This window comes from Cupriavidus sp. H39, assembly GCF_050271075.1.
In the GTDB taxonomy this organism is placed as follows: Bacteria; Pseudomonadota; Gammaproteobacteria; order Burkholderiales; family Burkholderiaceae; genus Cupriavidus; species Cupriavidus necator_B.
On the sequence record NZ_CP189848.1, the window covers coordinates 2548424 to 2561460 of the forward strand.

Here is a 13037-nt window from a genome sequence, read left to right on the forward strand (position 1 = left end):
TGCCGGTCGCGTCGCATACGACGCATGGGTTCCGGGCCGCGATCTAGATCAAGGTTAAATATTTTATGCTTCAAATATTAGACTGCATCACGACCGGTGGCAAGGCCGCGATGCGATGTGCCCCGCCCGGCACCCGCACCGCCTGTTCCCGGCACTAGCCTTTCAACGCGGCCTGCAGCTGTTCCAGCGCGCCCGGGTCTTCGATAGTCGTGAGGTCGCCGGGGTCCCGGCCCTCGGCCACGGCTTGCATGGCACGCCGTAGCAGCTTGCCGGAACGCGTCTTGGGCAGCGCATTGACGAAGAACACGCGCGCCGGGCGCGCCACCGCGCCCAGTTGCTGCTCGACGGTCTTCATCAGCTCGCCTTCCAGCGCCAGCCGCGCCTGCGGCGTGGCCGTGCGCGCCGGATCGCGCGCGATGCAGAACGCCATCGCCACCTGCCCCTTGAGCGCGTCCTGCACCCCCACCACCGCTACCTCGGCCACGGCGGCGTTGGAAGACAAGCTTTCTTCGATCTCGCGCGTGCCCAGCCGGTGGCCGGCCACGTTGATTACGTCGTCGGTGCGGCCCAGGATAAAGACATAGCCGTCGACATCGCGCACGCCCCAATCGAACGTGGAATAGCACATGCGGTTCGGCACCGCCTGCCAGTAGGTGCGCACGAAGCGATCATCGTCGCCCCAGACCGTGCTCATGCAACCCGGCGGCAGCGGGCCGTCGATGGCGACCACGCCCTTCTGTCCGGGCGGGCATTCCGCGCCGGTGTCCTCGTCGACGATCTTCAGGTCATAGCCGTAGGCAGGCACCCCGGGCGAGCCCAGCTTGGGCGGCAGCGCCTCGATGCCGCGCTGGATCGCGATGATGGGCCAGCCGGATTCGGTCTGCCAGTAGTTGTCGACGACGGGCTTGCCGAGACCGTCCTGGATCCAGCGCGCGGTCGGCTCGTCCAGCGGCTCGCCTGCCAGGAACAGCAGGCGCAGGCTGGACAGGTCGTAGCGCGTCAGCCACGCCGGGTCCTGCTTCTTCAGCACGCGGATCGCGGTCGGGGCGCTGAACATCAGGTTGACCCGGTATTGCTCGACCAGGCGCCACAGGATGCCGCCATCGGGGCGGATCGGCGTGCCCTCATACATCAGCGTGGCCATGCCGGCCAGCAGGGGGCCATAGACGATATAGCTGTGCCCGACCACCCAGCCGATGTCCGACGCGGTGAACATGGTGTCGCCGGCCTTGCCGCAGAAGATGTACTCCATCGAGGTTGCCAGCGCCACGGCATAGCCGCCGGTATCGCGCTGCACGCCCTTGGGCTTGCCGGTGGTGCCGGAGGTATAGAGCACATAGGACGGTTCGCTCGACTCCAGCCACACGCACGGCACCTGCACGCCGGCGACTTGCTCGCGCCACGCCGCGTAGTCTTCATCGCGGCCTTCGGCGCGGGGCATGTCCGCCAGCCCGCGGTCCACCAGCAGCACCTTCTCGGGCTGGTGCGACGACAGCCGGATGGCTTCGTCCAGCAGCGGCTTGTAGGGCACCACCTTGCCGGCGCGCGAACCGGCGTCGGCGCTGACCACCACGCGCGGCCGGGCATCCTCGATGCGCGCGGCCAGGCTGACCGAGGCAAAGCCGCCGAACACCACCGAGTGGATCGCGCCGATGCGCGCGCACGCCAGCATTGCAAAGGCGGCTTCCGGGATCATCGGCATGTAGATCAGCACGCGGTCGCCCTGCTGCACGCCCAGTTGCTGCAGGATCGCCGCCATGCGGCTGACCTCGGCGTGCAGCTCGGCGTAGGTGAAGCTGCGGGCCTGGTCGGTCTCGGTCGAGACCCAGTGCAGCGCCGGCTGGCTGGCGCGCGCCGCCAGGTGGCGGTCGACCGCGTTGTGGCACAGGTTGGTGCGCCCGCCGACGAACCAGCGCGTAAAAGGTGCGCGGCGGTTGTCGAGCACCTGGCTGAACGGGGTTTCCCACTCGATGCGTGCGGCCTGTTCGGCCCAGAACCCCTCGGGGTCGGCCAGCGAACGGGCATGCACGGCATGGCTTGCCGTCATGTCTGTCTCCTCCGCGTCTGCGGTCGTTTGTGATATGCCCGTAGTTTGCCACCGGCCCGGGTACCCGTGGCCAGGTTTCAGGGCGCTGCCGCACGGGACGCCGCCGGCACATGAAAAAAGGGGCATGCCGACGGCATCGCCCCTTTTCTTCGCAGCGCCGCCCGGCGGCCACGTCAGCGTGCTTTGACTCCCTTGGCGCTGGTCTTGGTGCTGGCCTTCGCCGACACCTTGGCGACGGGTGCCGCCTTGGCCGCGCGTCGCGGCGAGGCCTCGACCACCACGCGCTGGCGCGCGTCGCCCTTGCCCTTGGCGGAAGCCCGGACCACCTTGGCGCCCTTGCCAGCCTGGTCAGCCTTGTCGGCCTTGCCGCTGCGTTCGGTGCGGCTGGCAGATTCGGTGCGTTCGGCCCGGTCGGCGCGTTCGGCCCGGGCCGCCCGCACGGCGCCGGCGCCGTGCACCGGCACCATCAGCACCAGGCTCTGGCCGGCCACCAGCTTGGTGCCGGAGAGCTTGTTCCACGACTGCACCTGCCCGGCCGAGACGCCATAGCGCCGCGCCACCGAGGCCACGGTATCGCGCCGGCTGGCGCGCACCACCACGCGGCGCGCATCCGGCAGGTCCGGCTCCATCGCCAGCATGGCGCTGTCGGCAAGCGTGGCGCTGATGTCCTGGTCATGCCGGCCCGAGCGCGGGATCATCACGGTCGAACCCGCCTTCAGGCGCATGCCCTTGGGGATGCTGTTGATCTCGCGCAGCGTATCGGCATCGACATTGAGCCGCGCCGCCAGCGATTCGACGCGCTCGCGGCTGTCCACCGTCACCGCGGCCCAGCTCGACAGCCCGCCGCGATAGGTGTTCAGGTTGTACTGGAAGCGCTCGGCGTTATCGAAGGGCAGCAGGATCTGCGGGTTCGACGCGCCCAGGATCACCGGCCGGTTGAACGACGGGTTCAGTGCCTTGAATTCCTCCACCGACATGTCCGCCAGCTTGGCCGCGAGGTTCACGTCGATGTCGCGCGAGGTGGTCACCGTGACGAAGTACGGGTGGTCCGGGATCTCGGGCAGCTTGACGCCGTACGCGGCCGGGTTGGCGATGATGTTCTTGACCGCCTGCAGCTTGGGCACGTAGTAGCGCGTCTCGTTGGGCATCGGCAGGCTGGCGTAGTCGGTCGGCAGCCCGCGCGCCTGGTTGCGCGCGATCGCCCGCGACACGGCGCCCTCGCCCCAGTTGTACGCGGCCAGCGCCAGGTGCCAGTCGCCGAACATGTCGTAGAGCCGCGCCAGGTAGTCCAGCGCGGCGTCGGTCGAGGCGAGCACGTCGCGGCGCTCGTCGCGGAACATGTTCTGCTTCAGGTTGTACGACTTGCCCGTGCTCGGGATGAACTGCCACATCCCGGCCGCCTTGGCGGTGGACTGCGCCTGCGGATTGAACGCGCTCTCGACGAACGGCAGCAGCGCCAGCTCGGTCGGCATCTTGCGCTGTTCCAGCTCCTCGACGATGTGGTAGAGGTAGCGGCTCGAGCGCCCGACCATCCGTTCCATGTACTCCGGCCGCTGCGCATACCACTGGGTACGATCATCGACCAGCGTGCCTTCCAGGTCCGGCATGGCAAAGCCGCGCCGGATGCGATCCCAGATGTCGTTGGACGGGCCGCGCAGCCAGTCCAGGCCGCCCTGGTCGACATTGATGGTGGAAGTGGAAGACAGCGCGGACTTGTCGCTGAGCGAGTTGAGCGGGTCCTGGCGCTTGGCAGTCTGGGCGGTCGCGGCACCGATGGTGCCCTCAGGCGGCGTGGGGGTGCTGGCGCACGCTGCAAGCAGCGCGGCGCATGCGACCACCGCCAGTAGTCGACCAATTTTCATTAAGTTCTCAAATCGTGACGCTAAAAGGTTGCGTGATGCTAAAAAAAACCGCGTATCGCGTCAATCAGATTTTCCACATAGCGAATATACGGCGGCTGGCCCCACCCCTTGTGGCGCCATGGCGCACGGACCGGGGTCAGCGGAAATTGTCCTTCCAGCCCCGCAGCGCGCCGAACGCCTGGGCATCGTCCGTGGTGGTCCCGCCCTGGGCTGACACCGTCGCGCGCACCGTCGGTTCGCGCGAGCGCAGGAACGGGTTGACCTCGCGCTCATGGGCGATGGTGGTCGGCAGCGTCGGCCGGTCCGCCGCGCGCAGTGCCTCGACGCGTTGCTCCCACGCCGCCAGCGCGGCATTGCCGGGCTCGACCGCGCGCGCGAAGCGCACGTTGCTGCGCGTGTATTCATGCGCGCAATAGACGCGGGTGTCACCGGGCAGCGCGGCCAGCTTGTCCAGCGACGCCAGCATCTGCGCCGGCGTGCCTTCGAACAGCCGTCCGCAGCCGCTGGCGAACAGGGTATCGCCGCAGAACACCGCCGGGCTGGCTTCGCCGAGGTCGGCGACGTAGGCGATATGGCCGGCCGTGTGGCCCGGCACGTCCAGCACGCGCAGGGTCAGCGCCGGCGCCGCGAGCGTGGCCACATCGCCCTCGCGCAGCGCCCGAGTGCGCCCGCCGATACGCTCGCCCGCCGGCCCCAGCACCGGCAGCGGCTCGCCCGAGGGCGCGCGCGGATGCGACGCCAGCAGCTCGGCCACGCCGCCCTGGTGATCGCCGTGGTGATGGGTGATTACAATAGCGCCCAGAGCCAGACCGCTTTGCGCCAGGAAGCGCTCCACCGGCGCGGCCTCGCCAGGATCGACCACGGCGGCGCAGTGCCCGTCGTGGATGGCCCAGATATAGTTATCCTGGAACGCCGGGATCGGCTCAACCTTCAACATGCGCATGCTCCTATGTCCAATCGTCCCAATCACCCGATTGTAAGCTGGGAAGACTGGCTGGCCTCGCCGCCCGGCGAGTACATGCTGCGCTGGGAGGCGCAGCAGTACGACCGCACCGTGACCGACATCTTCGGCTACCACGCGGTCCAGCTGGGCCTGCCGTATATCGACACCCTGCGCGAGAACCGGATGCCGTTCTCGGCGCTGGCGCTGGATCCGTCCAGCGGCCCGCACGGGCCCCGCGCCGCACATCCGGATGCGCGCCAGCTGCTGTGCCGTTTCGACGAACTGCCGTTCGACACGCAGAGCATCGACCTGGTCACCCTGCCCCACATCCTCGAGTTTGCCGAAGACCCGCATGAAGTGCTGCGCGAAGTCTCGCGGGTGCTGATGCCCGAAGGCCGCGTGGTGGTCACCTGCTTCAACCCGATGAGCCTGTGGGGCGCGCGCCAGGGCATGAACCGGCTTGGCGCCACGCCGTTCCTGCCAACCGACGCCCAGCAGATCGGCTTCGTGCGCATCAAGGACTGGCTCAAGCTGCTCGGCTTCGATATCATCCGCGGCCGCTTCGGCTGCTATTGCCCGCCGTACCGCACCGACCGCTGGCTGCAGCGCTCCGCCTTCATGGAAAAGGCCGGCGACCGCTGGTGGCCGATCTTCGGCGCGGTCTATATGATTTCGGCGATCAAGCGCGTGCGCAATATCCGGCTGGTCGGACCGGCCTGGAAAAGCAAGCCGGCGCTGGCGCCGGTGTCGGCGCCCGTGGCCACGCCCACCGGCACGCATGGCAAGACTCCAGGCAAGGAGCACTGACGCGGTCCGGCCGCGCGCGCTATCCGCCCTATCCGGCCTATCCGCCCTCAATGCGCCACCCGCTCCGCGGGTGGCCACCACGGAATCACATGCAAGAAGTCACGATCTACTCCGACGGCGCCTGCAAGGGCAATCCCGGCCGCGGCGGCTGGGGCGCGGTGCTCGTCGCCGGCACCAGCGAGAAAGAGCTGTTCGGCGGCGAGCCGAACACCACCAATAACCGCATGGAAATGACCGCCGTGATCGAAGCGCTGCGCGCGCTCAAGCGGCCCTGCGTGGTGCGCGTCTATACCGACTCGCAGTACGTGCAGAAAGGCATCAGCGAATGGCTGCCCGGCTGGAAGGCGCGCGGCTGGAAAACCGCCGACAAGAAGCCGGTCAAAAACGCCGACCTGTGGCAGGCGCTGGACGCCCTGGCGCAACCGCACCAGATCTCGTGGCACTGGGTGCGCGGCCACAACGGCCACCCCGGCAACGAGCGCGCCGACGCGCTGGCCAACCGCGGCGTCGAATCGATCGGCCGCTGAGCCGAGCCTGCAGCAAGACAACAACAAGCGCGGAACGCAGCCCCGCTCCGCTAGAATGCCCGCCATGCGACAAATCGTTCTCGATACCGAAACCACCGGCCTGAATGCCGCCACCGGCGACCGCCTGATCGAAATCGGCTGCGTCGAGCTGATGAACCGGCGCCTGACGGGGCGCCACCTGCACTTCTACGTCAACCCGGAACGCGATATCGACGAGGGCGCGATCGCCGTGCACGGCATCACGGTCGAGTTCCTGGCTGACAAGCCCCGCTTTGCCGAAGTCGTTAACGACATCCGCGAGTTCGTGCAGGACGCCGAGCTGATCATCCACAACGCGCAGTTCGACCTGGGCTTCCTCGACATGGAATTCCAGCTGCTGGGCCTGCCGCCGTTCCGCCAGCATGTCGGCAACGTGATCGATACCTTGCGCGAAGCCCGCCAGATGTTCCCCGGCAAGCGCAACTCGCTGGATGCCCTGTGCGAACGCCTCGGCATCGGCAACGCGCACCGCACGCTGCACGGCGCGCTGCTCGATGCCGAACTGCTGGCCGAGGTCTACCTGGCGATGACGCGCGGCCAGGATTCGCTGGTGATCGACACGCTTGACAGCAACGGCGGCCAGGGCGGCGTGGTCACCACCGCCGACCTGTCCAGCCTGACCTTGCCGGTACTGCGCGCCACGGACGAGGAACAGCAAGCCCATCTCGCCCTGCTGAAGGGCCTGGACAAGGCAAGCGGCGGCAAGACGGTATGGCAGGAAGACCCGGCGGAAGCGCCCGGAACGCTCGCTGCGTGACAAAAATCAAAAAAGGGCTTTACAAGATACAAGAACCTCTGCATAATCTCATTTCTCTGCTGCACGACGGCAACGACGACGCAGACAGGGGTGGTTAGCTCAGCGGTAGAGCACTGCCTTCACACGGCAGGGGTCACAGGTTCAATCCCTGTACCACCCACCAGATTCAGGAAAGCCAGCCTCGCGCTGGCTTTTTTCATTGCCGCACGCGATCTGCCGGCCGACACGGGATCCATTCGCGAAACCATGGGGTTCGCCGGAACAAGGCTCGTCTCATTTCGGGCCATGCCTACGCCCGGTACCTTGAAGCTCCGACCATCGCCGGAGCCTGTCTTGCCATTCCCCAGCCTTACGCCAGCCTGCCCCGAGCCCGCCCTGCCCTGGACCGGCCGCAACCCGGTCAGCCCGGGCTGGTTCGAAATGCGCTCCGCGCGGGTGCCGCGCGATGCGCGGCCGGTTTATGACGAAGACATGGATTGCGTCATTGGCTACTACCGCCGCTTCGCCTCGGTCGCTTCCACCTACGACCTGACCGGCGGGGTCGTGACGCTCGATGCCTGCACGGACGAGGATGGCGGCACCCGAGCACCGCTACTGGTTGCCGGCGCGCTGTGGCAGCCGCGGGTGCACGGCGTCACACGCCTTGGCAGCGAAGGCGAAGGCCTGGCGGCGCCGGCGACCACGCTGGCGTGGCTGCGCGGGCGCTTTATCGCGCTGGCCCGGCAGCCGCTGCACTTCAGCCCCACGGCGCTGGCCGACATGTACGAGCCGGAGCGGTTCGTGCCGCTGCATATCCTGCGGCTGACGATACGCTGCGGTGCGCCACCGGCGGCGGACACCGCGCGCTTCATTGCGCAAATCACGCGGCGCGGCATCCCGACCGCGCTGGAACTGACGTTGCGCCCGCGCGACCACACTGTGCTATGCCTGCGCACGTGGCCGGTTGCCGGTTAGCGCCGCCAGGCGCCTGCGTCGGCGACGACCGTGGCAAAGCGGTCGTTGAGCGCGGCCAGCGTGCTGCGGTGCAGGTCGGCCGCAGGCACGGCGGGCCCACCCAGGGGATCGGGCAGATCACGCGTGGCGCAGGCCGCGGCGACGACCGTGCTGCGAAAGCCATGGTCAAGCGCCGCGCGCACCGTCGCGCTGACACACATATGGGTCTGGAAACCCGCCACGATCAATTCCTTGCGCCCAAGCCCGGACAGCGCATCGGCCAGCGTGGTGCCGGCAAAGCTGTTGGGCAAACCCTTGGTGACGGTGATTTCTTCGCCCTGGGGTCCCAGCCCTTCAATGAAGGCGGCATACGGACCGGTGGGATCGAACGCCAGACTGCCGGGCCGGCCATGGTGCGCCACGTGGATCACGGGCGTCCCATGCGCGCGCGCCAGTGCCAGCAAGTCCGCGCAGGCGGCCACGGCGGCCGGCATGCCGGCCAGCGGCAGGCGGCCATCGACGTACTCGCGCTGATGGTCGATCAGGATCAGGACAGAGGCTTCCCAGGCGGAAGGCGTGCGGCTGGCGCCGGCGAGGTCGAGCAGCGTGGTTGGTGTCGTCATAGGCGTGGGGCAGTCAAGTTTGGGGTGGGCCCCGCGTCAGCGGGGGCTTGCCAGCATCCTAATAGGAAGCGGCGGCTTCTGCATGTGCAGCGTTGGGGCGACCGCGGAAAGGCGCGACGGTACCGTTGCAAACAGTTGCGAATTATCGCTTGACATCTGCTAACCTTCCTATCACGCCACCGGGTCGGCGATCGCCTCAAAGCCGGATTCGGGGACACAAAATAATGGGTCGGTGCGCACAAGAAAGAAGTCAACCATGCAGCACTCTTTGAAGTATCGGATGGCGTTGGCCACGGCGGGGGTGGTGACGCTGATCATCGTGCTGCGCGCGCTGTACGCCCAGTATTACGCCTATGACGGCCTGAAAAACCTGTTGCAGTCCCAGCAGGACACGCTGGTCAAGATGGTCGCCGAGCAACTCGATGAAAAGCTGCAGGGCCGCGCTGCCGTGCTGCACCGGCTGGCGCGCCAGTTCTCCGCCATGCCCGCGGCCAGGCCGGCGGAGTTGCGCCGTGCGGCAGAGGGCCTGGTGGAAATTCCCGAGACCTTCAATGCCGTCTTCCTCGCCTCGCCTGACGGCGAATTGACGTTCAGCACCGCCGTGCCGGATGGCGTGCGCCTGCGCGTGAACGAGCGCGACTATTTTCGCGATGTCCTGCAAGGCCAGGCGTTCGCGGTGTCGGACCTGATCCAGGGCAAGCAGACCAATGCACCGGGCGTGGTGCTGGCCGTGCCGATGCTCGGGCCCGCGGGCGAACTGCGCGGCGTGGTCGGCGGTGTGCTGAACCTCGCGGACAGCAACTTCCTGCGCGAGCTGGCGCACAGCCGGGTAGGCACCACCGGCAGCTTTTGTTTGGTGTCTTCCGGCAACAACCCGCGCTATGCGATGCATCCGGACGAGGGCCGCGTGCTGACACCGGCGCGCGCCGTCGGCGAAGCCTGCGGCGCTGACCGGCCTTCCGCGCCGCTGGAAATTCTGACGCCGAGCCAGCCGATCGTCGCACGCTACCTGCTGGCCTCCAACGGCTGGGAAGTGGTGGCGGTCCTGCCCGCGGCCGAAGCCTATGCGCCGCTGGTCACGGTGCGCCAGCGGACCCTGGCGATGGCCGCGATCACCATGGTCATCGCGGCCGGACTGATGTGGCTGGTCATGTGGCGGCTGCTGCAGCCGCTGCAGCGGCTGCACCGCGCGGTACGCCAGCTGGGCACCAACCCGAAGGCGGTGGCGGACCTTCCGGCCGGCCGCGCCGACGAGATCGGCGAGCTGGCGGCGACCTTCGCCGAGGTGGTGGCGCAGCTGTCGGAGCGCGAGGCCGCGCTGCAGGCCGCCAAGGACCGCGCCGCCGCCAGCGAGAAGCGCATCGAGGCGATTGCCAACCATGTGCCGGACTTTATCTCGTTCATCGACATGCAGCAGCGCTATGTCTTCGTCAACCAGGCGTATGCACGGCGCTACGGCGTGCCGGCGCAGCAGATCGTGGGCCTGTCGCTGCGCGAGCTGTGGGGCACCCAGGAATACCTGGCCTGCCAGCCGTATCTTCAGCAAGCCAGCGCCGGCCAGGCCGTGACCTTTACCCGCGAAAGCGCGGACGGCACCGAGTGCATCGAAATCACCTGCCAGCCAGCGTGGAACGATGCCCAGGACACCGTGGACGGCCTGCACATGTTCGGGCGCAACATCACGCACGAGCGCGAAAAGCTGCGCAGCCTGGAAGCACAGACCGTCTCCGACTACCTGACCGGCCTGCTCAACCGCAAGGGCTTCGACCGGCGCCTGGCGGAAGCCATGGCACGCACCGGCGCCAGCGCGTGCCCGCTGGCGCTGCTGCTGGTGGACCTGGACGATTTCAAGGCGGTCAACGACAACCATGGCCACCCTATCGGCGACCAGTTGCTGGTGGCGTTCGCGCAGCGGCTGCGCGCTTGCGTACGCAAGGGTGATGCCGTCGCCCGCATCGGCGGCGACGAGTTTGCCGTGATCCTGGACGGTGTTGCGGACCACCATGCCATGGCCTCGGTGGCCAGCACCATCGTGCAGGCGGCGCGCATGCCTTTCGTGATCGACGGCGCCACGCTGTCGGTGTCGGCGAGCGTCGGCTCGGCCATCCACGAAGCCCGTCACGCCATGACCGTAAGCGAGCTGTTCCTGCATGCCGACATGGCGCTGTATGAAGCCAAACGGCACGGCAAGGCGCGCTATGCCGCGCAGTCCGCGGCGACGACGGCGCCTGCCGAGACCTCCGGCCTCACGACATAGAAGACGCTGTCGAAGCGTGGACGGCCGGAAGAAGGACGAGACGATTGCGGGCGTATCGACCAAGTCAGCGCGCCCGCATCGCTCCGGTGCCTCAGCGCACTTTGCCCTCCTTCCACGCCTGCAGCAGCTTGTCGTACGGAATAGTCTCGCCCTTGGGCTTTTCGTTGGCAAGCTTCTGCCATGGCGCGTGGTCGTTCGACAGCCACTTGCCCGGATCGCCCTTCGGGTTCAGCTTGGGCGCGCAATTACTCATGCCGGCGCGCTGCAGCCGCGCCATGACCTGGTCCATCTCTTCGGCCAGCGTGTCCATGGCGGCTTGCGGCGTCTTCTCGCCAGTCACCGCGGTGGCGACATTCTTCCACCACAGCTGGGCCAGCTTCGGATAATCCGGCACGTTGGTGCCGGTCGGCGTCCATGCCACGCGCGCCGGGCTGCGGTAGAACTCGACCAGGCCGCCATACTTGGCCGCGTTCTTGGTCAGGTAGTCGTGGTGGATGTCGCTGTCGCGGATAAAGGTCAGGCCGGTCAGCGACTTCTTCAGCGATACCGTCTTCGACGTCACGAACTGCGCATACAGCCACGCGCCTGCCAGCTTGTTGGGGTCGGTGTTCTTGAAGAAGGTCCACGAGCCCACATCCTGGTAGCCGTTCTGCATGCCCTGCTTCCAGTACGGGCCATATGGCGACGGTGCCATGCGCCATTTGGGCGAGCCGTCGGCGTTGACTACCGGCAGGCCCTTCTTGGTCATGTCGGCGGTAAAGGCCGTGTACCAGAAGATCTGCTGCGCCACCTGGCCCTGCGCAGGCACCGGGCCGGCCTCGGAGAAAGTCATGCCCATCGCCTGCGGCGGCGCGAACTTCTTCATCCAGTCGATGTACTTGGTCAGCGCATAGACCGCCGCCGGGCTGTTGGTGGCGCCGCCGCGCGCCACCGAGGCACCCACCGGCGTGCATTTGTCCTCGGCCACGCGGATGCCCCACTCGTCCACCGGCATGCCGTTGGGCAGGCCCTTGTCGGCGGTGCCTGCCATCGACAGCCAGGCGTCGGTGAAGCGCCAGCCCAGCGACGGGTCCTTCTTGCCATAGTCCATATGGCCGTAGACCTTCTTGCCGTCGATTTCCTTGACGTCGTTGGTAAAGAAATTGGCGATATCCTCATAGGCGGACCAGTTGGTCGGCACGCCCAGGTCGTAGCCGTACTTGGCCTTGAACTTGTCCTGCAGGTCCTTGCGCGCGAACCAGTCGGCGCGGAACCAGTACAGGTTGGCGAACTGCTGGTCGGGCAACTGGTACAGCTTGCCATCCGGCGCGGTGGTGAACTTGGTGCCGATGAAGTCCTTCACATCGAGCCCGGGGTTGGTCCAATCCTTGCCGGCGCCGTTCATGTAGTCGGTCAGCGGGAGGATCGAGCCATAGCGGTAGTGCGTGCCGATCAGGTCCGAGTCCGAGATCCAGCCATCGTAGATGGACTTGCCGGACTGCATCGAGGTCTGCAGCTTCTCCACCACGTCGCCTTCCTGGATCAGGTCATGGTTGACCTTGATGCCGGTGATCTCCTCGAACGCCTTGGCCAGGGTCTTGGATTCGTACTCGTGCGTGGTGATGGTCTCGGACACCACGTTGATCTGCGTGACGCCCTTGGCCTTGAGCCTGGCGGCGGCATCGATGAACCACTTCATCTCCGCCGCCTGCTTGTCCTTGGACAGCGACGAGGGCTGGAACTCATTGTCGATCCACTTCTTCGCTTCCGCTTCGCCTGCCCAGGCGGCGCCGCAAGCCAGCGCGGCCGCGCAGGCAAGGGCTGACATCCCCAACGTCACGTGCACTTTCATCGGTGTCTCCTCAAGAATCCCTGCCCCGGTTGTGGTGTGGGTGGCGGCCCCGGGGTGGGGACAAGCCGCGTTTCCCGTTAATGGCAGCTGGCGGGGCGCTAGCCCTTGCGCAGGATCAGCGCCAGCACCAGCATCGATGCCACGAAGCTGATCCACACCGACGGCTCTTCCGGCAGCGCCAGCCAGGCTGCGACCTTCTCGCCCAGGCCGACCCACGCCAGGTTGATCCACGCCGCGCACATCAGCCCGATGAAGAGCCGGTCGCCGCGAGTGGTGGCGATCGGCAGGAAGCCCTTGCGCAGCACCGATGGCGAACGGATTTCCAGGACCGTCATGCCGATCAGCATCACCACGATGCAGCCAAAGAACACCGCCACCGGTGTGGTCCATACCATCCAACTCAGCATTGGC

General features: G+C 67.1%; 11 protein-coding genes and 1 tRNA gene. 6 read left to right on the top strand and 6 right to left on the bottom strand.

Features of this window, described 5'->3' with window-relative positions:
• Positions 1–154: 154 nt before the first annotated feature.
• The 3 genes from ACOCMH_RS27125 to gloB form a co-directional block, all read right to left on the bottom strand.
• Positions 155–2047 (bottom strand): propionate--CoA ligase, encoded by a 1893-nt coding sequence (locus ACOCMH_RS27125; protein ID WP_427310247.1) that lies wholly within the window; start codon positions 2045–2047, stop codon positions 155–157.
• A gap of 173 nt (positions 2048–2220) precedes the next feature.
• Positions 2221–3909 (bottom strand): transglycosylase SLT domain-containing protein, encoded by a 1689-nt coding sequence (locus tag ACOCMH_RS27130; protein ID WP_427310248.1) that lies wholly within the window; start codon positions 3907–3909, stop codon positions 2221–2223.
• A 136-nt stretch (positions 3910–4045) separates the two neighbouring features.
• Entirely contained in the window at positions 4046–4846 is an 801-nt protein-coding gene (gene gloB, locus ACOCMH_RS27135) for a hydroxyacylglutathione hydrolase (protein WP_427310249.1), read from the bottom strand.
• 12 nt (positions 4847–4858) lie between these two features.
• On the opposite strand from gloB, the gene ACOCMH_RS27140 reads away from it, so the two are divergent.
• From ACOCMH_RS27140 to ACOCMH_RS27160, 5 genes are all read left to right on the top strand, one after another.
• Entirely contained in the window at positions 4859–5659 is an 801-nt protein-coding gene (locus tag ACOCMH_RS27140) for a class I SAM-dependent methyltransferase (RefSeq protein ID WP_427310251.1), read from the top strand.
• Between the two features lie 89 nt (positions 5660–5748).
• Positions 5749–6186 carry a ribonuclease HI gene (gene rnhA, locus ACOCMH_RS27145; RefSeq protein WP_115680590.1) on the top strand — a complete coding sequence of 146 codons (438 nt, stop codon included), beginning with the start codon at positions 5749–5751 and terminating at the stop codon, positions 6184–6186.
• Between the two features lie 55 nt (positions 6187–6241).
• On the top strand, positions 6242–6982 hold the full coding sequence (gene dnaQ / locus ACOCMH_RS27150; protein WP_427310253.1) for a DNA polymerase III subunit epsilon: 741 nt from the start codon (positions 6242–6244) through the stop codon (positions 6980–6982).
• Between the two features lie 88 nt (positions 6983–7070).
• Positions 7071–7145 (top strand) — tRNA-Val (locus ACOCMH_RS27155).
• 170 nt (positions 7146–7315) lie between these two features.
• Entirely contained in the window at positions 7316–7936 is a 621-nt protein-coding gene (locus ACOCMH_RS27160; protein WP_427310254.1) for a hypothetical protein, read from the top strand.
• Here ACOCMH_RS27160 and ACOCMH_RS27165 read toward each other — a convergent pair.
• A complete protein-coding gene (locus ACOCMH_RS27165) occupies positions 7933–8538 on the bottom strand; it encodes a cysteine hydrolase family protein (RefSeq protein ID WP_427310256.1) in 606 nt (201 codons plus the stop codon). The genes ACOCMH_RS27160 and ACOCMH_RS27165 overlap by 4 nt on opposite strands.
• Before the next feature lie 256 nt (positions 8539–8794).
• Here ACOCMH_RS27165 and ACOCMH_RS27170 point away from each other — a divergent pair, with 256 nt between their 5' ends.
• Entirely contained in the window at positions 8795–10795 is a 2001-nt protein-coding gene (locus tag ACOCMH_RS27170; RefSeq protein ID WP_427310258.1) for a diguanylate cyclase domain-containing protein, read from the top strand.
• Between the two features lie 91 nt (positions 10796–10886).
• Here ACOCMH_RS27170 and ACOCMH_RS27175 read toward each other — a convergent pair whose 3' ends face one another.
• The gene (locus ACOCMH_RS27175; RefSeq protein ID WP_427310260.1) at positions 10887–12626 is read right to left on the bottom strand and encodes an ABC transporter substrate-binding protein; all 1740 of its coding nucleotides are present in this window, start codon (positions 12624–12626) and stop codon (positions 10887–10889) included.
• A gap of 98 nt (positions 12627–12724) precedes the next feature.
• The gene (locus ACOCMH_RS27180; protein ID WP_427310262.1) at positions 12725–13033 is read right to left on the bottom strand and encodes a DUF2160 domain-containing protein; all 309 of its coding nucleotides are present in this window, start codon (positions 13031–13033) and stop codon (positions 12725–12727) included.
• Positions 13034–13037 lie beyond the last annotated feature (4 nt).